Origin of the sequence: Salmonella sp. SAL-020, assembly GCF_017372215.1 — a bacterium.
GTDB classification, from domain to species: domain Bacteria; phylum Pseudomonadota; class Gammaproteobacteria; order Enterobacterales; family Enterobacteriaceae; genus Salmonella; species Salmonella enterica.
The window spans coordinates 2,823,765-2,849,692 of record NZ_CP071690.1 but is presented as its reverse complement, the minus strand read 5'-3'; the positions used below and the strand labels follow the sequence as shown (position 1 = coordinate 2,849,692).

General features: G+C 52.8%; 22 protein-coding genes and 1 pseudogene. 14 read left to right on the top strand and 9 right to left on the bottom strand.

Features of this window, described 5'->3' with window-relative positions; translation table 11 throughout:
* Positions 1–73 precede the first annotated feature (73 nt).
* The 5 genes from hpaH to J1G48_RS14000 all read left to right on the top strand — a co-directional run bounded on the left by hpaH (position 74) and on the right by J1G48_RS14000 (position 4,986).
* Positions 74–877 carry a 2-oxo-hept-4-ene-1,7-dioate hydratase gene (gene hpaH / locus J1G48_RS14020; RefSeq protein ID WP_000884796.1) on the top strand — a complete coding sequence of 268 codons (804 nt, stop codon included), beginning with the start codon at positions 74–76 and terminating at the stop codon, positions 875–877.
* A gap of 10 nt (positions 878–887) precedes the next feature.
* Positions 888–1,679 carry a 4-hydroxy-2-oxoheptanedioate aldolase gene (gene hpaI / locus J1G48_RS14015; RefSeq protein ID WP_000785061.1) on the top strand — a complete coding sequence of 264 codons (792 nt, stop codon included), beginning with the start codon at positions 888–890 and terminating at the stop codon, positions 1,677–1,679.
* Between the two features lie 72 nt (positions 1,680–1,751).
* A complete protein-coding gene (gene hpaX / locus J1G48_RS14010; RefSeq protein WP_001285795.1) occupies positions 1,752–3,128 on the top strand; it encodes a 4-hydroxyphenylacetate permease in 1,377 nt (458 codons plus the stop codon).
* Positions 3,129–3,137: 9 nt separating this feature from the next.
* Positions 3,138–4,034: a 4-hydroxyphenylacetate catabolism regulatory protein HpaA gene (gene hpaA, locus J1G48_RS14005; protein WP_000336602.1), complete on the top strand. Its 897-nt coding sequence runs from the start codon at positions 3,138–3,140 to the stop codon at positions 4,032–4,034.
* Positions 4,035–4,047: 13 nt separating this feature from the next.
* Complete coding sequence (locus tag J1G48_RS14000; RefSeq protein ID WP_000976566.1) at positions 4,048–4,986, top strand: MBL fold metallo-hydrolase; 939 nt, start codon at positions 4,048–4,050, stop codon at positions 4,984–4,986.
* Between the two features lie 407 nt (positions 4,987–5,393).
* Here J1G48_RS14000 and J1G48_RS13995 read toward each other — a convergent pair whose 3' ends face one another.
* The 3 genes from J1G48_RS13995 to cbpA all read right to left on the bottom strand — a co-directional run bounded on the left by J1G48_RS13995 (position 5,394) and on the right by cbpA (position 7,635).
* Positions 5,394–5,756, bottom strand: a complete 363-nt coding sequence (locus tag J1G48_RS13995; protein ID WP_001537781.1) for an anti-adapter protein IraM — start codon at positions 5,754–5,756, stop codon at positions 5,394–5,396.
* Between the two features lie 653 nt (positions 5,757–6,409).
* Entirely contained in the window at positions 6,410–6,715 is a 306-nt protein-coding gene (cbpM, locus tag J1G48_RS13990; RefSeq protein ID WP_001284251.1) for a chaperone modulator CbpM, read from the bottom strand.
* Positions 6,715–7,635, bottom strand: coding sequence for a curved DNA-binding protein (gene cbpA, locus J1G48_RS13985; RefSeq protein ID WP_000420603.1), 921 nt, complete (start codon positions 7,633–7,635; stop codon positions 6,715–6,717). The genes cbpM and cbpA overlap by 1 nt, the downstream gene beginning before the upstream one ends.
* Before the next feature lie 235 nt (positions 7,636–7,870).
* Here cbpA and J1G48_RS13980 point away from each other — a divergent pair, with 235 nt between their 5' ends.
* From J1G48_RS13980 to agp, 5 genes and pseudogenes are all read left to right on the top strand, one after another.
* Entirely contained in the window at positions 7,871–8,233 is a 363-nt protein-coding gene (locus J1G48_RS13980; RefSeq protein WP_001118899.1) for a copper resistance protein, read from the top strand.
* Positions 8,234–8,281: 48 nt separating this feature from the next.
* Entirely contained in the window at positions 8,282–10,168 is a 1,887-nt protein-coding gene (locus J1G48_RS13975; RefSeq protein WP_000972965.1) for a thioredoxin family protein, read from the top strand.
* Positions 10,165–10,788 (top strand): DsbA family protein, encoded by a 624-nt coding sequence (locus tag J1G48_RS13970; protein WP_000876690.1) that lies wholly within the window; start codon positions 10,165–10,167, stop codon positions 10,786–10,788. The genes J1G48_RS13975 and J1G48_RS13970 overlap by 4 nt, the downstream gene beginning before the upstream one ends.
* Positions 10,778–11,284 (top strand): protein disulfide oxidoreductase, encoded by a 507-nt coding sequence (locus tag J1G48_RS13965; RefSeq protein ID WP_000729206.1) that lies wholly within the window; start codon positions 10,778–10,780, stop codon positions 11,282–11,284. The genes J1G48_RS13970 and J1G48_RS13965 overlap by 11 nt, the downstream gene beginning before the upstream one ends.
* Before the next feature lie 132 nt (positions 11,285–11,416).
* Positions 11,417–12,658: pseudogene (gene agp / locus J1G48_RS13960) on the top strand (bifunctional glucose-1-phosphatase/inositol phosphatase).
* A gap of 33 nt (positions 12,659–12,691) precedes the next feature.
* Here agp and J1G48_RS13955 read toward each other — a convergent pair.
* Both J1G48_RS13955 and wrbA read right to left on the bottom strand, forming a co-directional pair.
* Complete coding sequence (locus J1G48_RS13955; RefSeq protein ID WP_001143125.1) at positions 12,692–12,919, bottom strand: YccJ family protein; 228 nt, start codon at positions 12,917–12,919, stop codon at positions 12,692–12,694.
* Between the two features lie 20 nt (positions 12,920–12,939).
* A complete protein-coding gene (gene wrbA / locus J1G48_RS13950) occupies positions 12,940–13,536 on the bottom strand; it encodes an NAD(P)H:quinone oxidoreductase (RefSeq protein ID WP_001062898.1) in 597 nt (198 codons plus the stop codon).
* A gap of 384 nt (positions 13,537–13,920) precedes the next feature.
* Here wrbA and J1G48_RS13945 point away from each other — a divergent pair, with 384 nt between their 5' ends.
* Complete coding sequence (locus J1G48_RS13945; protein WP_001273663.1) at positions 13,921–14,088, top strand: general stress protein; 168 nt, start codon at positions 13,921–13,923, stop codon at positions 14,086–14,088.
* Positions 14,089–14,224: 136 nt separating this feature from the next.
* A complete protein-coding gene (gene rutR / locus J1G48_RS13940; RefSeq protein WP_000083128.1) occupies positions 14,225–14,863 on the top strand; it encodes an HTH-type transcriptional regulator RutR in 639 nt (212 codons plus the stop codon).
* On the opposite strand, the gene J1G48_RS13935 is transcribed toward rutR, so the two are convergent.
* Both J1G48_RS13935 and putA read right to left on the bottom strand, forming a co-directional pair.
* Positions 14,860–15,255, bottom strand: a complete 396-nt coding sequence (locus J1G48_RS13935) for a lysozyme inhibitor LprI family protein (RefSeq protein ID WP_000809344.1) — start codon at positions 15,253–15,255, stop codon at positions 14,860–14,862. The genes rutR and J1G48_RS13935 overlap by 4 nt on opposite strands.
* A 58-nt stretch (positions 15,256–15,313) precedes the next feature.
* The gene (gene putA, locus J1G48_RS13930; protein ID WP_000537514.1) at positions 15,314–19,294 is read right to left on the bottom strand and encodes a trifunctional transcriptional regulator/proline dehydrogenase/L-glutamate gamma-semialdehyde dehydrogenase; all 3,981 of its coding nucleotides are present in this window, start codon (positions 19,292–19,294) and stop codon (positions 15,314–15,316) included.
* Positions 19,295–19,715: 421 nt separating this feature from the next.
* On the opposite strand from putA, the gene putP reads away from it, so the two are divergent.
* Together putP and phoH are read left to right on the top strand one after the other, a co-directional pair.
* Positions 19,716–21,224, top strand: a complete 1,509-nt coding sequence (gene putP / locus J1G48_RS13925) for a sodium/proline symporter PutP (protein ID WP_001018467.1) — start codon at positions 19,716–19,718, stop codon at positions 21,222–21,224.
* 892 nt (positions 21,225–22,116) lie between these two features.
* Positions 22,117–22,905 carry a phosphate starvation-inducible protein PhoH gene (gene phoH, locus J1G48_RS13920; protein WP_000533528.1) on the top strand — a complete coding sequence of 263 codons (789 nt, stop codon included), beginning with the start codon at positions 22,117–22,119 and terminating at the stop codon, positions 22,903–22,905.
* Positions 22,906–23,010: 105 nt separating this feature from the next.
* Here phoH and J1G48_RS13915 read toward each other — a convergent pair whose 3' ends face one another.
* Positions 23,011–23,892 (bottom strand): MurR/RpiR family transcriptional regulator, encoded by an 882-nt coding sequence (locus J1G48_RS13915; protein WP_000433673.1) that lies wholly within the window; start codon positions 23,890–23,892, stop codon positions 23,011–23,013.
* Between the two features lie 285 nt (positions 23,893–24,177).
* The gene (locus J1G48_RS13910; protein ID WP_000628085.1) at positions 24,178–25,674 is read right to left on the bottom strand and encodes a sodium:solute symporter; all 1,497 of its coding nucleotides are present in this window, start codon (positions 25,672–25,674) and stop codon (positions 24,178–24,180) included.
* Positions 25,675–25,928 lie beyond the last annotated feature (254 nt).

Here is a 25,928-nt window from a genome sequence, read left to right as displayed (position 1 = left end):
ACCGTAGGCCGGGTAAGACGCACCCGCGTCGCCACCCGGCACAGCAGCACCGAATGACGTAACAGGAAACACTATGCTCGATAAACAGACCCATACCCTGATCGCCCAGCGACTTAATCAGGCTGAAAAACAGCGTGAACAAATTCGCGCAGTGTCGCTGGATTATCCCAACATCACTATTGAAGATGCCTATGCCGTACAGCGTGAATGGGTCAATATCAAGATCGCCGAAGGGCGCACGCTCAAAGGCCACAAAATCGGCCTGACCTCAAAAGCGATGCAGGCCAGCTCGCAAATCAGCGAACCGGATTACGGCGCGCTGCTTGACGATATGTTCTTCCATGACGGCGGCGATATCCCCACCGACCGTTTTATCGTCCCGCGTATTGAAGTGGAGCTGGCGTTCGTGCTGGCGAAACCGCTGCGCGGCCCTCACTGCACGCTGTTCGACGTCTACAACGCCACGGATTATGTGATTCCGGCGCTGGAACTGATTGACGCCCGCAGCCACAACATCGACCCGGAAACCCAGCGCCCGCGCAAAGTGTTCGACACCATTTCCGACAACGCCGCCAACGCCGGGGTGATCCTCGGTGGTCGCCCCATCAAACCAGACGAGCTGGATCTGCGCTGGATCTCCGCGCTGCTCTATCGCAACGGCGTGATCGAAGAAACCGGCGTCGCCGCAGGCGTGCTGAATCATCCGGCCAACGGCGTGGCGTGGCTGGCGAACAAGCTTGCCCCCTACGATGTCCAGCTTGAAGCCGGGCAGATCATCCTCGGCGGCTCGTTCACCCGCCCGGTGCCGGCGAGCAAGGGCGACACCTTCCATGTCGATTACGGCAACATGGGCGCGATCAGTTGCCGGTTTGTGTAAGGAAGAAACGATGAAAAATGCTTTCAAAGACGCGTTAAAAGCGGGGCGCCCGCAAATCGGTTTGTGGCTGGGGCTTGCCAACAGTTACAGCGCTGAACTGTTAGCGGGCGCCGGCTTCGACTGGCTACTGATCGACGGTGAACACGCGCCAAACAACGTGCAGACGGTGTTGACCCAGTTGCAGGCGATTGCGCCTTATCCCAGCCAGCCGGTGGTGCGTCCGTCATGGAACGATCCGGTACAGATTAAGCAACTGCTCGACGTCGGCGCGCAAACGCTGCTGATACCGATGGTGCAGAATGCCGATGAAGCGCGAAACGCCGTAGCGGCTACGCGTTATCCGCCTGCCGGTATTCGCGGCGTGGGCAGCGCGCTGGCGCGGGCATCGCGCTGGAACCGCATTCCGGACTATCTCCACCAGGCCAACGACGCCATGTGTGTACTGGTGCAGATTGAAACGCGTGAGGCGATGAGCAATCTGGCGTCAATTCTCGACGTGGATGGCATTGACGGCGTGTTTATTGGTCCGGCGGATCTCAGCGCCGATATGGGCTTTGCCGGCAATCCGCAGCACCCGGAAGTGCAGGCGGCGATTGAGAACGCCATCGTGCAGATACGCGCGGCGGGGAAAGCGCCGGGGATTCTGATGGCCAATGAAGCACTGGCGAAACGTTATCTGGAACTGGGGGCGCTATTTGTCGCCGTCGGCGTTGACACCACGCTGCTGGCGCGCGGAGCGGAGGCGCTGGCGGCGCGCTTTGGCGCAGAAAAAAAACTGTCCGGTGCGTCCGGCGTCTATTAAGCCTGGCCCGGTAAGCGCAGCGCTACCGGGCAACCGTAGTACCCTACAAAATTCCCATCAGAGGAAAAAAAAATGAGCGACACATCATCTGCACTTCCGGAAAGCCCCGAGTCTGTCCGTTCGCACAACGCGCTCAGCACGGGTCAACAAACCGTCATAAATAAACTGTTCCGCCGACTGATCGTATTTTTATTCGTGTTGTTTATCTTCTCGTTTTTAGACCGTATCAACATCGGTTTTGCCGGGTTGACGATGGGGCAGGATCTGGGGTTAAGCGCCACCATGTTTGGCCTTGCCACGACGCTGTTTTACGCCACCTACGTCATTTTCGGCATTCCCAGCAACGTGATGTTGAGCATTGTCGGCGCCCGCCGCTGGATTGCGACCATTATGGTGCTATGGGGCATTGCATCTACCGCCACGATGTTCGCGGTGGGACCGAAAAGCCTGTATGTGCTGCGAATGCTGGTGGGCATTACCGAAGCGGGCTTTTTGCCAGGAATACTGCTCTATTTAACCTACTGGTTCCCGGCATTTTTCCGCGCCCGCGCCAACGCATTATTTATGATTGCCATGCCGGCCACTACCGCGTTGGGGTCGATTGTCTCCGGCTATATTTTATCGCTGGACGGCATATTCAATCTGCATGGATGGCAGTGGTTATTCCTGTTGGAAGGATTTCCGTCAGTTTTGTTAGGCATTATGGTCTGGTTTTACCTGGATGATACCCCGGCAAAAGCCAAATGGCTGACGGCAGAGGATAAAAAATGTTTGCAGGAGATGATGGATAATGACCGCCTGACGCTGGTTCAGCCGGAGGGGGCCATCAGCCATAACGCCATGCAGCAGCGTAGTCTGTGGCGCGAAGTATTCACGCCAATTGTACTGATGTATACGTTGGCCTATTTTTGCCTTACCAATACGCTTAGCGCCATTAGTATCTGGACGCCGCAAATCCTGAAAAGTTTTAATGAAGGCAGCAGCAATATCACCATCGGCCTGCTGGCGGCGATCCCGCAGATTTGTACTATTCTGGGCATGATTTACTGGAGCCGCCATTCGGACAAACATCAGGAACGTAAACATCACACGGCGTTGCCGTTCCTGTTTGCCGCCGCGGGCTGGCTGCTGGCGTCGGCGACCGACCATAACCTGATCCAGCTCCTGGGGATCGTGATGGCATCCACGGGTTCCTTTAGCGCGATGGCGATCTTCTGGACCACGCCGGATCAGTCGATCAGTTTACGCGCCAGGGCGATAGGCATTGCGGTCATCAATGCCACCGGCAATATTGGCTCCGCGCTCAGCCCGTTTATGATTGGCTGGCTAAAAGATATCACCGGTAGCTTCAATAGCGGCCTCTGGTTTGTCGCTTCTCTGTTAGTCGTCGGCGCCGCCATTATCTGGCTTATTCCCATGAAAGCATCGCGTCCGCGCGCCACCCCTTGAGGAGAAACTATGTGCCAACGTGCGATCGCCAATATTGATATCAGCAAAGAGTATGACGAAAGCATGGGCAGTAACGATGTGCATTATCAGTCGTTTGCTCGTATGGCGGATTTCTTTGGTCGTGATATGCAGGCGCATCGCCACGACCAGTTTTTTCAAATGCACTTTCTTGATACCGGGCAGATTGAGCTACAGCTCGACGATCATCGCTATTCGGTGCAGGCGCCGCTATTTGTGCTAACGCCGCCCTCGGTGCCGCATGCTTTTATTACCGAATCGGATAGCGATGGTCATGTTCTGACGGTACGCGAAGAGCTGGTTTGGCCGCTGCTGGAAGTGCTTTATCCCGGCACCAGAGAGGCCTTCGGCCTGCCGGGAATCTGTCTGTCGCTGGCGGATAAACCCAACGAGCTGGCGGCGCTCAAACATTACTGGCAGCTAATTGAGCGGGAGTCCACGGAACAACTGGCTGGCTGCGAACATACCCTGGTGCTACTGGCGCAGGCGGTATTTACCTTGCTGTTGCGTAATGCGAAGCTGGACGATCACGCCGCAACCGGGATGCGCGGTGAACTGAAACTTTTTCAGCGCTTTACCCTGTTAATTGACAACCACTTCCATCAGCACTGGACGGTGCCCGATTATGCCTGTGAGTTGCATATTACCGAATCTCGTTTGACCGATATTTGCCGCCGTTTTGCTAATCGCCCGCCTAAACGCCTGATTTTTGATCGGCAATTACGCGAGGCGAAACGACTGCTGCTTTTTTCCGACAATGCTGTCAACGAGATCGCCTGGCAATTAGGTTTTAAAGATCCGGCTTATTTCGCCCGTTTCTTTAATCGCCTTGCTGGCTGTTCTCCTTCGCAGTTTCGCCAACGTGAAGTTCCCTCTTTTCTCAACTAAGAAGAGTAAAAACATGATGAAAAAAAGCGTCGCTATGCTGGCGGTTTGTATGCTGGCGCAAAGCCACCTTGCCATTGCTGCCAGTGCTCCTGCGCCTCAAGAGATCAACATTGTTTTACTGGGCACCAAAGGCGGGCCTTCTTTGCTCAATACAGCCAGACTACCGCAAGCGACAGCGCTCACTATCGGCGATAAAATATGGCTGATAGATGCCGGCTACGGCGCCAGTCTGCAACTGGTGAAAAACGGCATTCCACTGCGCAACATCAATACTATTTTGCTCACCCATCTGCACAGCGACCACATACTGGATTATCCTTCCTTGCTGATGAATGCCTGGGCAAGTGGCCTGAAAGACCATACCATACAGGTGTATGGCCCGCCGGGAACCCAGGCGATGACGAAGGCTAGCTGGAAGGTCTTTGACAGGGATATCACGCTACGCATGGAAGAAGAGGGGAAACCCGATCCGCGCAACCTGGTTAAGGCGACCGATATTGGTCAGGGCGTCATCTATAAAGATGAACTGGTTACAATAAGCGCGCTGAAAGTGCCTCATTCCCCTTTCCCGGACGGTGAAGCGTTTGCTTACCGTTTTGATACCCAGGGTAAGCGAATCGTCTTCTCTGGCGATACGTCCTGGTTTCCGCCGCTTGCAACGTTTGCCCAAGGGGCGGATATCCTGGTACATGAGGCGGTACATGTCCCCTCGGTAGCAAAACTGGCTAATAGTATTGGCAACGGAAAAACGCTGGCTGAAGCGATTGCGTCGCATCACACCACGATTGAAGATGTCGGTAAGATTGCTCGCGAGGCCCACGTGAAAAAACTGGTGTTAAGTCATCTGGTGCCTGCGACGGTTGCGGATGACGTCTGGCAACAGGAAGCCATGAAAAATTACCCGGGCCCTGTCATTGTCGGTCATGACAATATGACGATAAGCGTACCGTAAGTATCAGAGCAGGGATAAACCCACGGGCTGACATGATGTCAGCCCGTTATGCTTTTGGCGATCAGCATGACGCGCAGAGCTTTTGTCTAAAACATTATTTTTTCTAAACACTACTTGCTGATTTTTATGCACAATAAAGGTAAGATGATTGCTCTGGTGAAATATCACTAAATAAGAATGTCACGGATGGAATTTATACAGTGTTAAAAGCAATGCGTTTCTTTGTCTGCCGGCCATCAGTAATATCCTCTGTACCGGCTCCTCGTTGCCAAAGTGAAGGTTAGATTAAACGAATCAAAAAATATCCGAACTGTACAATTTTTATATCAAACATATTTAACTGCAAAATACTGCAAACGTGCGCGAATACACTTAATCAGTAGTATGGCTAATGCATACTTTATTTCCTAAACTTTCTTATTATCTATTTGAATATTTCTGGTTAAACCAAATGGACAAACGGATACCAGACACTCGAAAGGATAACTGCAGGCTTCTGGTTTAGGATTGCAGTTACCAGGACAGTGGCTATTTTCTTTAAGCGATTTCCATAGAACAGGATTAAACCTGGTAACGTTGTAAACAGTAACGGGATAAAGTTTATCGTTTATTAAGACCCCCTTATTAAAGGGGATGATAATGCTACCTGGAGGCATGTAAACATCTGCCTGATACCATAAGGTCAATCTAAGATTTTTTAGGCTATGTATGCATGAGAACGACACTCCGGTAGAGGGACTTATAACTGTATCAACGACCTTCCATTCCATTACAGAAACCTTTTAAGTGAAATAGTCAATGGTGTAAATTACATTTTCCGTAAGCCTATTCAGGATAGATGAAAATCTGAGAAACATAACTCGTTGAAAACGATCGTTTTTTATTGACCACTCTATTTATATTGATTTTTTAATAAGTTATTTATTTTATGCTCTTATTTTGTTTACATTCTATTACATTTTTGTATTTTAGACGTGGTGTAAATATTGGGCGGTAGTGGATGTTATAACGCTGAATTATTAAACTGTAAGTGACTGTTGTATTTCTTATTTATAAATACCGCAACCTGTAAGCGCAGCGGTACATTTTACCCGGCATTGACAGGGAGAAGGTACGTATCAACCAGAGAGTACAAAACAGTGAAAGAATATATTCTTCAGGCAATAAATGATCGCTAACGTGTAAAAATAACCGACGTATCTAAAAAATGTGAACGTGTGGCTGGTCTTTATTTAAACGATGATCTTCGCAATGGCGCATTAATGGCTGACATTGGCGGTTCGTTGATCGGGTTGTGCGCGGTGAAAGGCTATATTTCTTCCGTTGGGGGAAGTATGTCAGAGGCATTCTGGTATTATACCGGGTGCATGTAAATCCGGGGTGGGCAGAAAGCCCACCCTCGGTTTATTGCCTTTATCGTGGATTAGGGATGCGAGATAAAGCGAGAAAGGCGTTGCAGTAGTAACCGGTTTTCTTCGCGCAGCCGTGAATTCTCTTCCAGCAGCGTTAACGCGACCGCGATCCCAGGCCAGTCGAGCGCCAGCTCCTCACGTAAGCGTAGCGCGCGTTGTACCACGCTCGCTGCGCGATCGTCGAATTGCCAGTCGGCGTTATCGTCTTCGTAAGGCTCAATTACGCCAAGTCCGACGATTTCGTTTAGCTCCTCTTCCGTCACGCCGGTGTGCAAACAAAATTCGGTGATGGTAAAGGTGACAGTGATGTTAGCCATTATGCTTTCCCCCATTGCTGGCGTGGGTCAAAGGACGACTGCGCGTCCGCCAGTTGTTGCCACAGGGCAGCTGTTTTCTCGTCAGGTTTCGGCGGCATAACGATTTTGATGATGGCATAGAGATCGCCAGTGTGCTTTTTACTGGCTAATCCTTTTCCTTTGATACGCAGCCGCTGACCTGCCTGGCTACCGGGGGGAATGGTCAGCAAAATACGCTCTTTAAGCGTTGGCACAGACACCTTAGCGCCGAGCGCCGCCTCCCATGGGGCAAGCGGAAGGACGACTTCCAGATCCTGATTGACAATATCAAAGAGCGGATGCGGGGCAATATGGATAACGAGCCATAAATCGCCATTAGGTCCGCCGTTTTCCCCCGGCGTGCCCTGGCCTTTCAGTCTGATTCGTTGCCCGTTGCTGACGCCAGCCGGGATTTTCACATTCAATGTCTTGGGAATTTCCCGCTCCACCAGGCCGAACGCGTTATAAACGGGGACGGAATAGCTAATCGTACGCTGGTGCTCTTCCAGCGTTTCTTCCAGGAATACCGCCACTTCAATTTCGATATCATGACCGCGTGCGGCGTGGCGGTGATGCGAATGGCGACCGTGCTGACCAAAAATAGACGAGAAAATATCATCAAAATCTTCAGCGTTATACGGCTGGCCTTCGTGTTGCTGGAACTGGCGATTAAATTGTGGATCGTTACGGTGTTGCCATAACTGGTCATACTCGGCGCGCCGTTGCTCATCACTCAGCACTTCCCATGCTTCAGCAACCTCTTTGAAACGGGCTTCGGCATCGGGTTCTTTGCTGACATCTGGATGGTACTTGCGGGCCAGTCGGCGATAGGCGGTCTTAATCGTCTTGAGATCGTCCGTCGGTTTCACGCCCATAATGGCGTAATAATCCTTAAGTTCCATAGCATCATCTCGCTAAATCAATACATACAGAAGGGACCCCAAAAAGGTTTCTCCACTAAGTGTAGGGTAAACCTGAAAAGTGCGTATGAAAACACCAGTTATATCATTAGTAAGAATAAATTACGTTGTTCGACTATCAGAAGGTTGCGCAGCGCGCCGACATAACTTTACAGGGGAAAGGTTGCCAAAACCGCGCCAGTGGCTAAGATAACTCGCGTTAAACAGTGAGGGCGCAATGGCGAAACAACAACGGATGGGCTGGTGGTTTCTTTGCCTTGCATGTGTCGTGGTAATGGTTTGTACCGCGCAACGCATGGCGGGCCTGCACGCCTTGCAGATGCAGGCGACGGCCTCTGCTGCGGTGATCAGCGCTCCCTCCTCGACAGATGACGGCTCGCCGGTCACCCCCTGCGAATTAAGCGCCAAGTCGCTGCTGGCGGCGCCTCCGGTACTCTTTGAAGGCGCTATCCTTGCGCTTTGTCTACTGCTTTCCTTACTGGCGCCTGTCCGGGTCATGCGCCTGCCGTTTTCGCCTCCACGGGCTATTTCGCCGCCCACATTACGGGTACATCTACGATTTTGTGTCTTCCGTGAATGACAGACCGGTTATTGCTAACGGTTAATTACTCATTCACGGAGAAAAAATATGATGATTTTATTCAGGCGGATACTGTTCTGCCTGTTATGGCTTTGGCTGCCCGTCTCCTGGGCGGCGGAAAGCGGCTGGCTGCGTTCGCCCGATAACGACCATGCCAGCATACGGCTACGTGCCGATACGTCCGCTAACGGTGAGACCCGGCTGTTGCTTGACGTCAAACTGGAAAACGGCTGGAAAACCTACTGGCGCGCGCCGGGGGAAGGGGGCGTGGCGCCCTCTATCGCCTGGAAAGGTGACATGCCTGAGGTAAGCTGGTTCTGGCCAACCCCCTCGCGCTTTGATGTGGCGAATATCACCACCCAGGGATATCACGACGAGGTGACCTTTCCGATGATCGTGCGCGGTACGCCGCCCGCGACCTTGAGCGGCGTGTTGACGTTATCAACCTGCAGCAATGTTTGTCTGTTGACCGATTACCCCTTTTCCGTGACGGCCACTGTGCAGAATGCCGATTTTGCCCATGACTATGCGCGGGCGATGGGTAAAGTTCCGCTCCGCAGTGGACTAACGGACTCGCTTGACGTCGGCTATCGCCCGGGAGAACTGGTGGTCACTGCTACGCGAGCGGCGGGCTGGTCATCGCCCGGGCTCTATCTTGACACCATAGATGACGTCGATTTTGCGAAGCCTCGCCTGCGCGTAGAGGGCGACAGGTTACAGGCGACGGTGCCGGTGACGGACAGTTGGGGCGAAAAGGCGCCCGATTTGCGCAACAAATCGCTGACCCTCGTGTTAGCCGATGGCGCTATCGCCCAGGAGAGCACGCAAACCATTGGCGCTGCGCCAGCGCAAACGCCGGACAATGCGGCGCTACCTTTCTGGCAAGTTGTAATGATGGCGCTGATCGGCGGACTGATTCTTAATTTAATGCCCTGCGTACTGCCGGTTCTGGGCATGAAACTTGGCTCTATTTTATTGGTAGAGGAAAAAAGCCGCTCTCACATCAGGCGACAATTTTTGGCTTCGGTCGCCGGTATCATTGCGTCATTTATGGCGCTGGCGGCGTTTATGACCCTCCTTCGCCTGTCAAACCATGCGCTGGCTTGGGGAGTCCAGTTCCAGAATGTATGGTTTATTGGTTTTATGGCGCTGGTGATGTTGTTGTTTAGCGCCAGCCTGTTCGGGCTTTTTGAGTTCAGGCTTCCCTCATCTATGACCACGAAACTGGCCACTTACGGCGGTAACGGTATGTCGGGACATTTCTGGCAGGGGGCATTCGCCACGCTGCTGGCGACGCCTTGTAGCGCGCCGTTTCTGGGCACGGCGGTCGCGGTGGCGCTCACGGCGTCGTTGCCGACGCTGTGGGGGCTGTTCCTTGCGCTAGGCCTGGGGATGAGCGCGCCGTGGCTACTGGTCGCGATACGACCAGGGCTTGCGCTACGTTTACCGCGCCCCGGGCGTTGGATGAATGTCCTGCGTAGGATCCTCGGTCTGATGATGCTGGGGTCGGCTATCTGGCTGGCGACGTTACTCCTGCCGCATTTCGGCTTCACTGCGTCAAAGAGCGCGCAAGACACGGTTCAGTGGCAACCGTTGAGTGAACAGGCAATCCAGTCGGCGCTGGCGCAGCATAAGCGGGTATTTGTCGATGTCACTGCGGACTGGTGTATTACCTGTAAAGTGAATAAATACAACGTCCTGCAAAAAGAGGATGTGCAGGCCGCCTTGCAACAACCGGATGTTGTGGCGCTGCGGGGAGACTGGACGCTGCCGTCCGATGCCATTACAGATTTTCTGAAAACGCGTGGCCAGGTCGCCGTGCCGTTTAATCAGGTATATGGCCCCGGCTTGCCGGAAGGGGAGGCACTGCCCACTTTGCTGACCCGCGATGCGGTATTACAAACGTTGAAAAAAGCGAAAGGAATAACCCAATGAAATACATGATTGTTTTACTGCTGGCGCTGTTTTCAACGCTGAGCATCGCGCAAGAAACCGCTCCTTTTACGCCCGATCAGGAAAAGCAGATTGAAAATCTGATCCATGCGGCGTTGTTTAACGATCCTGCCAGCCCGCGGATAGGCGCTAAACACCCTAAGCTGACGCTGGTGAACTTTACGGATTACAACTGCCCGTACTGCAAACAGCTCGATCCGATGCTGGAAAAGATTGTGCAGAAATATCCTGACGTTGCGGTCATTATTAAACCGCTGCCATTCAAAGGAGAGAGTTCCGTACTGGCGGCGCGTATTGCGCTGACCACCTGGCGCGAGCATCCGCAACAGTTCCTCGCGCTACATGAAAAACTCATGCAAAAGCGCGGTTACCATACGGATGACAGTATTAAACAGGCCCAGCAGAAAGCAGGGGCTACGCCAGTGACTCTGGATGAAAAAAGCATGGAAACGATACGCACTAATTTGCAGTTGGCAAGGCTGGTCGGCGTGCAAGGAACGCCAGCGACGATCATTGGCGACGAGCTGATTCCGGGCGCGGTGCCCTGGGATACGCTGGAAGCGGTGGTGAAAGAAAAACTGGCGGCTGCCAATGGCGGCTAAACTGCGGCGTTGGCTGCGTGAAGCCGCGGTTTTTCTGGCGCTCCTCATCGCGATAATGGTGGTCATGGACGTCTGGCGCGCGCCGCAGGCGCCTCCGGCGTTTGCCGCGACACCGTTACATACGCTGACGGGAGAGTCGACAACTCTGGCGACCTTGAGCGAAGAACGCCCCGTACTGCTCTATTTTTGGGCCAGCTGGTGCGGGGTATGCCGCTTTACTACGCCTGCGGTCGCTCGCCTGGCGGCTGAAGGGGAAAACGTCATGACCGTTGCGCTCCGCTCCGGCGATGACGCTGAGGTTGCCCGCTGGCTGGCGCGCAAGGGCGTTGACTTCCCGGTCGTCAATGATGCTAAAGGCGCCTTATCCGCTGGCTGGGAAATCAGCGTGACACCAACGCTGGTGGTGGTTTCACAAGGTCGGGTTGTGTTCACCACCAGCGGCTGGACCAGCTATTGGGGCATGAAGCTTCGGCTGTGGTGGGCAAAAACGTTCTGAATATGCGCCGGGGTTTCCCGGCGCTAACGCGTTTACTGTAAGAAAAACCCCCGTTTTGCGAAATCGTTCCCGGAAAAATGATCCATTTCTGTCACACTCAGAACGATTTGATAACAACAAGAGGTCATAGGGATGAAAAAATCATTACTCGCTGTTGCTGTGGCAGGGGCTGTTTTGTTGTCATCCGCCGTACAGGCGCAGACAACGCCGGAGGGTTATCAATTACAACAGGTGCTGATGATGAGCCGCCATAATCTGCGGGCGCCGCTGGCGAATAATGGCAGCGTACTGGCGCAGTCGACGCCGAACGCCTGGCCGGCGTGGGACGTTCCCGGCGGGCAACTGACGACGAAAGGCGGCGTGCTGGAAGTCTATATGGGACATTACACACGTGAATGGCTGGTCGCGCAGGGGCTGATACCGTCGGGAGAATGTCCGGCGCCCGACACGGTATATGCCTATGCGAATAGTTTGCAGCGCACCGTCGCCACCGCGCAATTTTTCATTACCGGCGCTTTCCCCGGCTGTGATATTCCTGTTCATCATTAGGAAAAAATGGGCACTATGGACCCTACCTTCAATCCGGTGATTACCGATGATTCCGCCGCGTTCCGGCAACAGGCCGTACAGGCGATGGAAAAGGCGCGTAGTCAGCTACATCTTGATGAGAGTTATAAACTGCTTGAGCAGATAACGCATTATCAGGACTCGCCGTCCTGCAAAGAGAAGCATCAGTGTTCGCTAATCGACGCGAAAGATACCTTCAGTGCGAACTATCAGCAAGAGCCTGGCGTGCAGGGGCCGCTGAAAGTAGGGAACTCGCTGGTGGATGCGTTTACCCTGCAATATTACGAAGGGTTTCCGATGGATCAGGTCGCCTGGGGCGGGATCCACACCGATCGGCAGTGGAAGGTGCTGTCAAAACTGAAAAACGGCTACCAGGACAGCCTGTTTACCTCACCCACGGTGGCACGCAATGTCGCTGCGCCGCTGGTGAAATATATCGATAAGGTGCTGGTTGCCGATCGCGTTAGCGCGCCGAAGGTTACCGTGCTGGTGGGGCATGATTCCAATATCGCGTCGCTGCTGACGGCGCTGGATTTTAAACCCTATCAGCTCCATGACCAGTATGAGAGAACGCCGATTGGCGGTCAGCTTGTCTTCCAACGCTGGCATGACGGCAACGCTAACCGGGATTTGATGAAAATCGAGTATGTCTACCAGAGCGCCCGGCAGTTACGCAATGCGGAAGCGTTAACGCTCAAATCGCCCGCGCAAAGGGTAACCCTGGAACTGAAAGGATGTCCGGTGGATGCGAACGGCTTCTGTCCGCTGGATAAGTTCGATAACGTCATGAACACTGCTGCAAAATAGCCATATGCCCCCGCGCAGGCGGGGGCGTTTGTGTTATACGTTTTTACGTTCGATGATTTGTTCGCCCCAGAAGAGCGAGTCTTTGTCCGTTTTCTCAAAGGCTTTGATCAGCACCTCATCGCTACCTTCTTCCCATATTTTTTCTGCCAGTTTCTCGTCATAGTGAGCGACTTCAAAAATGGCTTCGGCAATTTCCGGCGACGTATTACGCAGGCTTGCCCATTCGCCGACGCGGTGCGCTTTTGCTTCTTGAGTTGGCATTCGAATCCTCCTGTTGAAGATTAGCCGTTGAGTTTGACTGCCAGACCGGCGACGTATTCCCCCTGATAGCGAGCGATAGAGAGTTCCTCCTGGCTTGGTTGACGTGAACCGTCGCCTCCGGCGATAGTCGTTGCGCCGTAAGGCGTGCCGCCGCGAACCTGGGAGACGTCAAACAGTTCCTGTGCGGCATAGCCTATCGGGACAATCACCATCCCATGATGGGCAAGCGTAGTCCAGGTCGAGGTGATGGTCTGCTCCTGGCCACCGCCCGTTCCGGTAGAACTGAACACGCTGCCGAGCTTGCCGTATAGCGCGCCGGATGCCCACAGTCCACCGGTTTGATCCAGGAAGGTACGCATCTGGCCTGACATATTGCCAAACCGGGTTGGCGTACCAAAAATAATGGCATCGTAATCCGCCAGCTCCTGTGGGGTGGCAACCGGTGCGTTTTGCGTTTTACCGCCAGCTTTTGCGAAGATTTCAGGCGGCATTGTTTCTGGCACACGCTTTATAATGACCTCTGCGCCGTCGACTTTCTTTGCCCCTTCCGCCACCGCGTGCGCCATGGTTTCAATGTGTCCGTACATGGAATAATAGAGCACCAGAATCTTTGCCATTTGTACTACTCCTCAGATTAATCAGGTGTGTAGCGATTCGCTACGTCTATTTAAAGATATGCCCTCCTGTGAAGAGTGCAAATTTCAGCGCCATTTCTTTGATTTATAACAATAATTAATTTGGCGACCTTTGTTGCAAAATGATACATTTTTAAGCGCTTTGATTTTTCCAAGTATAAGAATAACTTATTTATTTCTCATTGTTATTATTCTGCATATTCGGCTTCTGATGTTGCAGAATATTTCGGTAAGCGGCCTACCACGGCGTTTTTCACTATGCTTAATTTTACGCGGCGTTACTGATGATATCGTTCATACGCGGCGCGAGGAGATACTCCTCATTACCTATGCAATATGATGTCTAATCTATGACGGAGGTCAGTAATGGCAAACCATCGTGGCGGTTCCGGTAATTTTGCGGAAGACCGCGAAAGAGCATCAGAAGCAGGTCGTAAAGGTGGTCAGCACAGCGGGGGCAATTTTAAGAATGACCCGCAGCGTGCATCCGAAGCAGGCAAAAAAGGGGGCAAAAGCAGTAACCGTAATAGCTAGCCTGCGTCACAACAGCAAGACGCTGAGCGTTTCGCGCTAAAAAGCGTCATGCGCCACCGCCGCCGGATTTCCGGCGGTTTTTTTGTTTATAAGCCGGATTTGGTATGCTTGCGTCCTGACAAAAAGGAGAGGGCGCATGTCGCAACGCACAGAGAAAAAAATCGGGAAACGCTCGCAGGCCACCGGTGCAAAACGGCAGCTTATCTTAACTGCCGCGCTTGCTGTTTTTTCCCAGTATGGCATTCATGGCGCGCGTCTTGAGCAGGTCGCCGAGCGGGCAGGCGTCTCCAAAACCAATCTGCTTTATTATTATCCCTCGAAAGAGGCGCTGTATGTCGCGGTAATGCGACAGATTCTGGATGTCTGGTTGGCGCCGCTCAAGGCGTTTCGCGCAGAATTTTCCCCTCTGGAGGCCATCAAAGAGTATATCCGTCTCAAGCTGGAGGTTTCGCGTGATTATCCGCAGGCGTCGCGGCTCTTCTGCATGGAGATGCTGGCGGGCGCGCCGCTCTTAATGGAGGAACTGACCGGCGATCTAAAAGCGTTGATAGATGAAAAATCCGCGCTGATTGCCGGATGGGTGCACAGCGGGAAACTGGCGCCCGTCTCCCCGCACCATTTGATCTTCATGATTTGGGCCGCCACGCAACATTACGCCGATTTTGCCCCTCAGGTTGAGGCGGTAACCGGCGCGACGCTTCGCGATGAAGCCTTTTTCAACCAAACGGTCGAAAGCGTTCAGCGCATTATTATTGAAGGGATTCGCGTGCGTTAACCGGCTGGCGGCAGTGGGCAGCTCAAATCACCCTCTTCACATTGCAGCAGCGAGGCTAAAAACGCTTCGCGTTCGTTCGTTTTATCGGTCAGGCACTGGCTGGCGATCATGGGTTGCACGCTGCCGCCCTCCGTACCTGAGCGAATCAGAGCGCAATCGGCGTCCCGCAGTGCAATCCATGCCACCTGCGCTTTTTGCAACAGCTCGCGCTGCGGCGGTTGCGCACGCTTAATCGCGCTTTGATAGGTTTCGTTCAGCTTTTTATCTGCCGCCTGGTATTGCGCGGCGGCGCAGCGATTCATTTCCAGCTGCGTACTGGCGCTGGCACACTCATCGGCCAACGCCTGACTGCTGAACCACAACGCCGCGCAGGTAAGGAAAATTTGTTTCATACGGTCCTCTGACGCGAGTAAAAAGGCTCCATTGACGGAGCCTTAATTAACCACAGTATTAGCCAATTGTCATCAGGCTGGCATTACCGCCAGCGGCGGCAGTGTTTACGCTCAGCGAACGTTCAATATAGAGCCGTTCCAGCAGTATATTGCTTTCGCCGCGGGCGAACCCCTGTACCGACACTATCGCGCCTTCGCGGGCGGCGACGGCTTCGCGGGCGGCGACGGCTTCGCACACGGTTCGCAGCTTGTCGGAGTCGCCGTGGAAAATCACCGCGTCAAACGGCTGCGCCATCAGCGTTTCCGCTTTCGCAAACTGGACACGCGCCGCAACGGCGGCGGGGAGACGTTTCGCCAGATCGCGGTGGAAGGCGTCGTCTGACCATAGCGCCTGACTGCCGACGGCGAGAACGGCGGCAAGCTGCGTCAACGCGTCCTGTTCGTCATCAGCCAGGCATAATACCCGTTCACGCGGCAACAGCGTCCAGGTATTGCGCTCGCCGGTCGGTCCCGGTAGCAGGCGCTGCGTGCCGGCCTGCGCCAGATCGGCGAATTGTCGGCAGAGCGTCTGTAGCGCCGGGCGATCCGCCGCCCATTGCGTCAGAGCGGTCAACGGCGCGAGTAGCGTGGTTTTAAGCTGCGCATCCACCGGGTAACGCGCATCCTGACGAGTCAGCGTCGTATTGAGCGCATTGGGCGGGCGGTGTGCCAGCAGGCGGTAGAGATAGAGCGGTCCTCCCGCTTTTGGCCCGGTGCCGGACAGGCCTTCGCCGCCAAACGGCTGGACGCCGACGACCGCGCCCACCATATTACGGTTAACGTACAGGTTGCCGACATGGGCGGAACCGGTGACTTGCGCAATGGTTTCATCAATACGGGTATGTACGCCCAGCGTTAGCCCGTAGCCGGAAGCGTTAATCTGTTCGATAAGCTCCGCCAGTTGGTTACGGTTATAACGCACGACGTGCAGCACGGGCCCGAAGACCTCTTTTTCCAGTTCTGCGAAGTTTTCCAGCTCAATAAGCGTGGGCATAACAAACGTACCGGTCTGCCATTCCTGCGCATCATCGCTGTTTTCACGTGCGGCCTGGAAAACCGGGCGGCCTTTGGCGCGCATCGTCTGGATGTGACGTTCAATGTTGGCTTTGGCCTCGCTATCGATCACCGGCCCGATATCGGTCGTCAGACGGCCTGGATTCCCCATCCGACACTCCGCCATCGCGCCGCGTAACATTTTCAGCGTATGTTCGGCGATATCGTCCTGCAAACACAGCACGCGGAGCGCGGAACAGCGTTGTCCGGCGCTGTCGAAAGAGGAAGCCAGCACATCCACGACCACCTGCTCGGTGAGCGCGGAAGAGTCGACAATCATAGCGTTCATACCGCCGGTTTCCGCAATCAACGGAATAGGGCGGCCCTGGGCGTCAAGACGCGTGGCGATGTTGCGCTGCAACAACGTCGCGACCTCCGTGGAACCGGTAAACATCACGCCGCGTACACGCGCATCGGCGGTAAGCTGGGCGCCGACGGTTTCTCCCCGTCCCGGCAACAGTTGCACGACGCCCGGCGGTACGCCCGCTTCCAGCAAAATGGCAATGCCCTGGGCGGCAATCAGCGATGTCTGCTCTGCCGGTTTCGCCAGAACGCTGTTACCTGCCGCCAGCGCGGCGGCGATTTGGCCGGTGAAAATGGCCAGCGGGAAGTTCCACGGACTGATGCAGACTACCGGCCCTAACGGGCGATGCGTTTCGTTATCGAAATCGTCACGCACTTGACCGGCATAATAATGGAGGAAGTCTACCGCTTCGCGCACTTCGGCAATGGCGTTGCTGAACGTTTTCCCCGCTTCACGCACCAACAGGCCAATCAACTGCTGCATTTGGTCTTCCATTAATACCGCCGCCCGCTGCAAAATGGCGGCGCGTTCTTGCGGCGGCGTCGCAAACCAAACCGGCGCCTGATTGACCGCGTTTTGCAATGCCTGTTCAACCTCGCTTTCTGTCGCTTCGCGTCCCCAGCCGACAATATCTTTCGGTTCCGCCGGGTTGATAACCGGCGTCATCTCACCGTCGGCCACCGGTTGTTCCAGCACAGGTTTGGCCTGCCATTTCTGCATGGCGTTGCTTAACAGGGCAGAAGAAAGCGAGGCGAGGCGATGTTCATTCGCTAAATCAAGTCCGGCGGAGTTTATCCGACCTTCGCCGTACAGATCGCGCGGCAGCGGAATTTTCGGATGCGGTATGCCAGCCTGACCTTCCTGCTGCGCCAGTTTTTCCACGGCCTCGACCGGGTCCGCCACCAGTTCATCGAGCGGTAGGGTGGCATCGGCGATACGGTTGACAAAAGAGGTGTTGGCGCCGTTTTCCAGCAGGCGTCGTACCAGATAGGCCAGCAGGGTTTCGTGTGTTCCCACCGGCGCGTAAATACGGCAGGGACGGTTAAGTTTTCCGTCCGCCACTTTACCGGTGACCTGTTCATACAGCGGTTCGCCCATGCCGTGCAGGCACTGGAATTCGTACTGACCCGGATAGTAATTTTGCCCGGCCAGATGATAAATCGCCGCCAGTGTGTGAGCGTTATGGGTCGCGAACTGCGGGTAGATCAGATTAGGGACGGCGAGCAGTTTTTTCGCGCAGGCCAGATAAGAGACATCGGTATACACTTTGCGAGTATAAACCGGATAGCCCTCCAGCCCTTCCATTTGCGCGCGTTTGATTTCGCTATCCCAGTAGGCGCCTTTCACCAGACGAATCATCAGCCGCCGGCGGCTACGGGAGGCCAGATCGACTAAATAATCAATGACCAGCGGGCAGCGTTTCTGGTAAGCCTGGATCACAAAGCCAATGCCGTTCCAGCCCGCCAGTTCGGGTTCGAAGCAGAGTTTTTCCAGCAGATCGAGCGAGATCTCCAGACGATCCGCCTCTTCGGCGTCGATATTGAGACCGATATCATACTGGCGCGCCAGCAGCGTCAGTGATTTCAGGCGCGGATAAAGCTCCTCCATTACCCGATCGTATTGCGCGCGACTATAGCGTGGATGCAGGGCGGACAGCTTAATCGAGATGCCTGGCCCTTCGTAAATACCGCGACCGTTAGACGCTTTGCCGATGGCATGAATCGCTTGCTGGTAAGAGACCATATAGGCCTGCGCATCGGCGGCGGTTAACGCGGCTTCGCCCAGCATATCGTAAGAATAGCGGAACCCTTTCTCTTCCAGTTTTCGGGCATTCGCCAGCGCCTGAGCAATGGTTTCGCCAGTCACGAACTGCTCGCCCATTAAACGCATCGCCATGTCGACGCCTTTGCGGATTAACGGTTCGCCGCTCTTGCCGATAATGCGGTTCAGCGAGCGCGAAAGATTGGCTTCGTTATGCGTTGAGACCAGTCGGCCGGTAAAGAGCAGCCCCCAGGTGGCGGCGTTTACAAACAGCGACGGGCTACGGCCAATATGCGACTGCCAGTTGCCATTACTGATTTTGTCGCGAATTAACGCATCGCGCGTAGCTTTGTCGGGAATACGCAGCAGCGCTTCCGCCAGACACATCAGCGCAACGCCTTCTTGCGAAGAGAGGGAAAACTCCTGCAACAGCCCTTGCACCATACCCGCGCGACCGCTGGCGGATTTTTGATTGCGCAATTTCTCCGCCAGTTGATACGCCAGTTTATGCGTCTGCTCAGCGACAGGCGGCGACAGGCGCGCCTGTTCCATTAGCATTGACACCGCATCGGTTTCCGGGCGGCGCCAGGCGGCGGTGATGGCGGCGCGAGAGACGGATTGGGGAAGAATCTGTTCGGCAAACTCCAGAAAGGGCTGATGCGGCTCATCCTGCGGCGCGACCGGCTCCTCGCTTTCATTTGCCGCGCCGGCAAACAGCGCAGGTAGCTCCGGTAGCGTATCGCTATTTTCCAGCTTGTCCAGATAGCTAAAGATTGCCTGTTTTATTAACCAGTGCGGCGTGCGATCGATACGCGACGCGGCCATTTTGATCCGTTCGCGCGTGGCGTCGTCCAGCTTAACCCCCATCGTGGTGGTTCCCATACCCTCTACTCCTGTTATTCGCTCTATCTGCTAACCAATAGTTAGCGGAAAATATCCACTATGTTGCAACTTTGTGCAACCGCGTTAAATGTGACCTGCGTTGCAAGCTTAAAAATGAATAAATTGTTAAAAAAAGAAAGAGGGAGTCTGACGGGGAAAACCATCTGGATTTATTTTCTCTGCGGTAGTTAACACTTTTAAAAGGTGCAACCGCAAAAAATGTGAGAGAGTGCAACCTGGAGAAAAATAGTATCCCTCTGCAATCAAATTTGATGTAAATGGTGTGTTAAATCGATTGTGAATAACCACCGCTTCCGGCAGGATACGGTCGCCCTGGTAAACATAACACCCTTGCCACGTTCCGGCAGGGTACAAAACGGCACGCTACGGTAGTGCCAATAAATAAATTTGGAGAACCTTGATGGCTATTAGCACACCGATGTTGGTGACATTCTGTGTCTATATTTTTGGCATGATATTGATTGGGTTTATCGCCTGGCGCTCAACCAAAAACTTTGATGACTATATTCTTGGCGGTCGCAGCCTGGGGCCGTTTGTTACGGCTTTATCAGCCGGCGCGTCGGATATGAGCGGCTGGCTGTTAATGGGGCTGCCTGGCGCTATCTTTCTGTCGGGGATCTCTGAAAGCTGGATCGCCATTGGCCTGACGTTAGGCGCATGGATTAACTGGAAGCTGGTGGCCGGGCGCCTGCGCGTGCATACCGAATTTAACAATAACGCGCTCACGCTACCGGACTATTTTACCGGTCGGTTTGAAGATAAGAGCCGAGTCCTGCGTATTATTTCCGCGCTGGTCATTCTGCTGTTTTTCACTATCTATTGCGCATCAGGTATTGTCGCTGGGGCACGACTGTTCGAAAGCACCTTCGGTATGAGCTATGAAACCGCACTGTGGGCGGGGGCCGCGGCAACCATTATTTATACCTTTATCGGCGGGTTTCTTGCCGTTAGCTGGACGGATACCGTTCAGGCCAGCCTGATGATTTTTGCGTTAATCCTGACGCCGGTGATGGTTATTGTCGGCGTAGGCGGTTTTAGCGAGTCGCTGGAGGTGATCAAGCAAAAGAGCATCGAGAATGTCGACATGCTCAAGGGGCTGAATTTTGTCGCTATTATTTCTCTGATGGGCTGGGGACTGGGTTACTTCGGTCAGCCGCATATCCTGGCGCGCTTTATGGCGGCGGATTCCCATCACAGTATTGTTCATGCGCGTCGTATCAGTATGACCTGGATGATTCTGTGTCTGGCGGGCGCGGTGGCGGTGGGCTTCTTTGGCATTGCGTACTTTAACAATAACCCCGCGCTGGCCGGGGCGGTGAACCAAAACTCAGAACGCGTATTTATTGAACTGGCGCAGATCCTGTTTAACCCGTGGATTGCCGGTGTTCTGCTGTCTGCTATCCTGGCGGCGGTGATGTCGACGTTGAGCTGTCAGTTGCTGGTATGCTCCAGCGCGATTACAGAAGATTTATATAAGGCTTTTCTGCGTAAAAGCGCCAGCCAGCAAGAGCTGGTATGGGTAGGGCGAGTGATGGTGCTGGTGGTAGCGCTGATCGCCATTGCGCTGGCGGCGAACCCCGATAACCGTGTGCTGGGGCTGGTGAGCTACGCCTGGGCTGGATTCGGCGCGGCATTTGGGCCTGTTGTCCTGTTTTCTGTGATGTGGTCGCGTATGACACGTAACGGCGCGCTGGCGGGAATGATTATTGGCGCGGTGACGGTTATCGTCTGGAAACAATATGGCTGGCTGGATCTGTATGAGATTATCCCTGGCTTCATTTTCGGCAGCCTGGGGATCGTAATCTTTAGCCTGCTTGGCAAAGCGCCGACAGCAGCGATGCAGGAACGCTTTGCAAAAGCGGACGCGCATTATCATTCCGCGCCGCCGTCGAAGCTACAGGCGGAATAACCGACATGTCCGATAGCATTATCGCCATCGGACATATTTTACCAGGCGGCGTTATACGCCTGCCTGGTCCTCTGATAAGTCCCGTACCGATTGACTGAAGATGTTCAGGTAAATGAGGACGCTCTCTCAAACTATTTTTAGCCCTTGAGCGCCGTTAACGCGGGCGTAATACGTCTCGAGTAATCACTAACTGGCCATATATGAAATCGCCTGTTAATGGTACCAATAGCCTTGACGCAATAGAGTAATGACAAAAATTAAAACGAGTCAGCGTTACCGGCGTAAGTATGCCGCACAAAATTTTGCATAAATAATGCCGTTTTAGCGATGGGAGAGAGGACACGTTAATTACTCCGTTTTAACCTTTTATATGTTGAATATTCAATGGGTTATGGGTGGTTTTACCATTAATACCCATAGTAGCTAATGATTATCTTTTTTAGTCTCCTGCCAATGAAATAATTGTGTAATCTTTCTGTAAGAGACTGACAATGACGCAATAATGTTTGGTTAATGTTTGGTGAATATATTGTTGCATTATTGATGTTTTGTGTTGTACTTAGTAGTAATAGCGGTAGTTCCCCGGCAGTGATGGTCACTCACTATGGAGATCGCGAATGGTAATGTCCGCACCAGGACACATTGTTTACAGTAGTTACAACACCCTGTACGGACATTCTCTCTCCGGTGGTGGTCTTGTCATCTTAAAAGCTCTCATCATTTCTCTTACTGTCCATACCCATGACGTCATATGTGGTGCGCGTAGCCGTGTGTGGCGTCGTTTCAAAAAGCAAGCTAAGGCTTACAAGGAAGCCAACCCTCAGATGTGTGTGCGCATAATCGCGTTCAAGAGAACGCGGGTGATGTATACCTACAACTCAAGGTGCTATCCATGGGAAGACAAAAAGCAGTGATCAAAGCTCGTCGTGAAGCAAAGCGTGTGTTGAGACGAGATTCGCGTAGTCATAAGCAACGTGAAGAAGAATCGGTCACGTCACTGGTACAGATGGGCGGAGTAGAAGCCATTGGCATGGCGCGCGATAGTCGCGATACCTCGCCTGTTAAGGCGCGAAATGAAGCACAGGCGCATTATCTGAACGCTATCGACAGTAAACAGCTTATTTTTGCGACCGGCGAAGCCGGCTGTGGAAAAACATGGATCAGTGCGGCAAAGGCGGCAGAAGCATTGATTCATAAGGACGTCGAGAGGATCATTGTGACGCGTCCGGTATTGCAGGCTGATGAAGATCTTGGTTTTTTGCCCGGTGATATCGCTGAAAAATTTGCGCCTTATTTTCGTCCCGTCTACGATGTCCTGCTTAAACGGTTGGGCACGTCCTTTATGCAATATTGTTTGCGCCCGGAAATCGGTAAGGTAGAAATTGCCCCGTTCGCCTATATGCGTGGGCGTACTTTTGAAAATGCGGTCGTGATCCTCGACGAGGCGCAAAATGTGACTGCGGCGCAAATGAAAATGTTTTTGACGCGACTAGGCGAAAATGTCACGGTCATTGTCAATGGCGATATTACGCAATGCGACCTGCCGCGCGGCGTGCGTTCCGGATTGAGCGATGCGTTGGAACGCTTTGAAGAAGATGAAATGGTAGGGATTGTGCATTTCAACAAAGACGACTGCGTGCGCTCGGCGCTTTGTCAGCGAACGCTCCACGCATACAGCTAATATAGCATTGACTTTCAGAGCCCGGGAGACCGGGCTTTGTTGTCTATAAAGCGTCCAGCAGACTCATGGACAAAAAAGGAAAATGACGCCTGTACGTGAAGGGAATTATTTTGTCATGTCCAGGGCATTCATTGTCCGTAATTTGCTTTCTCGGGCCTGTTCCGGCGAGGACTGTACAAGAAGGGTATAGAGCAGGTCAAAGACGAAAAGCTGCGCGGCTTTCGTACCGATCGAGTCACCCTGCAACATTCCTTGCCGATTACCATTGATCAGGCAAAAATCGGCCTCTTCACATAATGGAGAACCCAGATTATGGGTAATGGCGACTGTGGTGGCGCCAGCCTGTCGGGCCAATCGGAGTGAATGCACTGTTTCTGGCGATGTGCCCGAGTGACTGACACCCATCGCGACATCGCCTGCTTTTAATAGCGTAGCCTGCATGTACATAAAATGGTTATTGCTTACCGCATCGCCCCGTAAACCAATACGCATTAGCTTGTGTTTCATATCCAGCGCCGTGATCCCCGATGAGCCCACACCAAAGATATAAACTGAGTGACAGTGACGTAGGGCGTCCACGACACCGAGAACCTGTTGCATATCAAGCAGATTTAGCGTTTCAGACAATACATTACTAATGGTGTTCTGCAATTTTAAACCAATGGCGTGGGCATCGTCGGATTCGCTAACTTCGGCATCCAGTAGAGGACTACTGTCATCAGACTCGGTAGTGGCAAGTTCAATGGCCAGGTCCATTTTAAAATCCTGAAAACCTTTATAGCCCAGGGTGCGACAAAAGCGAATAACCGTGGCTTCTCCGGCCTGTGTGTCGCGCGACAAATCGGCAATAGATGACTGTGTCACCTGTCTGGGGAAGGCTAAAATATATTGCGCAATACGCTGGGAGGCACGTGTCAGGCTTTTTTGCATAGCACCCAGAGTGTCAAGGATTTTTCCGGGTTTAAGACGTGGGGGTTGAGGCTCCATATAGTTCCTGCTCTTGAGGGCTGATTGCGGCACAAAGCCTGCAATATCGAACAGAGCAGAGCCTATCAAGTCTGCGGCATGAAAAAAAGCGCGATGTAAGTAAAGGAGGGGGAATATTTACATCGCGTTGCCAACTTATGACAGAACATCACTGGAGAGTAATCTGTTTGCTCTTACGGTGTTTATAGCGCGCCATCTGACGGATGGTTTATATCTGGCCCGGTATTGTCGCCCCGCGCGTTGGCGTCACCGTGTGCTGTGTCGGTATAGCGTGGTATCATGAAATCATAATGTCACCTTTGGCTCAGGTTTTTCATCCAGCGTCAATGGCGGTGCCGGGGCAAATAACGGGGCGAAAATAACGCCGCTGATCACCACGCTTAGCGAGCCAATGACCCCATAAAAGAAGAAGTTAAGGTCAGTGGCATAGCGTGCGCCCAGCACGGTAATGACGCTGATAATAATTCCTAAAACCGCACTCCCGGCATTTGCTCGTTTAAAGAAAATGCCCAGCATGAACAGACCGGTCATTGGCCCTCCCATCAGACCTATCAGACTATTAAATGCATCCCAGATTTCTGATTCATCGGCCATGACCAGCCATACTGAGGCCGCGCTACTTATCAGGCCCGCGACCAGAATAACTAACTTAGCTATTTTCATACGGTTTTCAGGCGTTCTTTTTTTATGACTCAAACGCTGATAGATATCGGAATTAAAACAACTGGAAATGCTGTTTAAGCTGCTGGAGATACTGGACTGCGCAGCAGCGAAAATAGCGGCGATTATCAACCCTGCAATGCCGACTGGCATTTCGGTGACCACGAATAAGGGCAAAATGCCGCCAGTGTTGAATCCCGCCGGTAATAATTGTGGATGTTGCTGATAGTAGACAAACAATGCCGAGCCGATAGCAAAAAAGAAAACAGGGATCACAGCAACCAGTTTGGCATTTGTAAGTAATGTTTTCTTCGTTTCCTCTATGGAGTCAGTCACGATATAGCGTTGGACCACATCCTGACTGGCAGTAAATTGCTGAATATTGGCAAACAGAAAACCAATCATCAATACAGGTACTGTGCTTTCCGTCCAGCTCCAGTGGAACTGCGTAGCCGGAAAGAATTTATCCGCCTGCTGCGTCACCGTAAAAATTTCACCAATGCCGCCCTGGACTTTGAGACATATCACTATAAAAATCAGTATCGCGCTGCCAGAAAGTAAGAGGCCTTGAATAACATCAGTCCATATTACTCCTTCAATTCCACCCATCCAAGTATAAATGATACACATCACGCTAATCAACAGTACCAAAATCACCGGGTCTATAGCGATGAAGGGGCGCAAGGCCAGCACGGTGAGGAAAGTGATAATGGCGATACGTCCGATATGAAACAACATAAATGACATGCTGGCGAATAGACGGCAGCGCACATCGAACCGTGCTTCGAGATATTCATAGGCTGATGTGACTTTCAATTTCCGAAAAAACGGAATATAGAAATAAAAAACCAGCGGTAAAATTGCGATAGCCAGATACTGACCAATGATAAACGTCCAGTCGGAAGTAAACGCTTTGGCAGGAATTGACATAAATGTAATTGAGCTTAACGTAGTAGCAAATACACTGACCCCAGCCGCCCAACCAGGAACCCGGCCACCACCGCGAAAATAATCGTCTGCTGTTTTTTGCCGTCTGGAAAAATAGACACCGACTAACATCATGGCCAGGAGGTAGCCAAATAATACAAGATAGTTAACGATGCCGAAAGAATGTGTAATCATAGTTCTTTCCTGCTTATGGTTTTGAGTAGAGTTGCGGTCATCGTCTGTGTATTTTTATCTTCCCATCATTCAGACGATACGATATTCAGATCAAGTAATAGTTTTTGTTACTCTCAATGACGGTAATCATGAGATGTAAAAGGCAGAGCATTTATGCTCCACCAATGGTGATGCCCAGACGTATGTCCTGCCGGATACCTGAAATAGCAGATATCCGATATTGCGTTCAAACAGGCTTCAGGCCTGGGGATCGT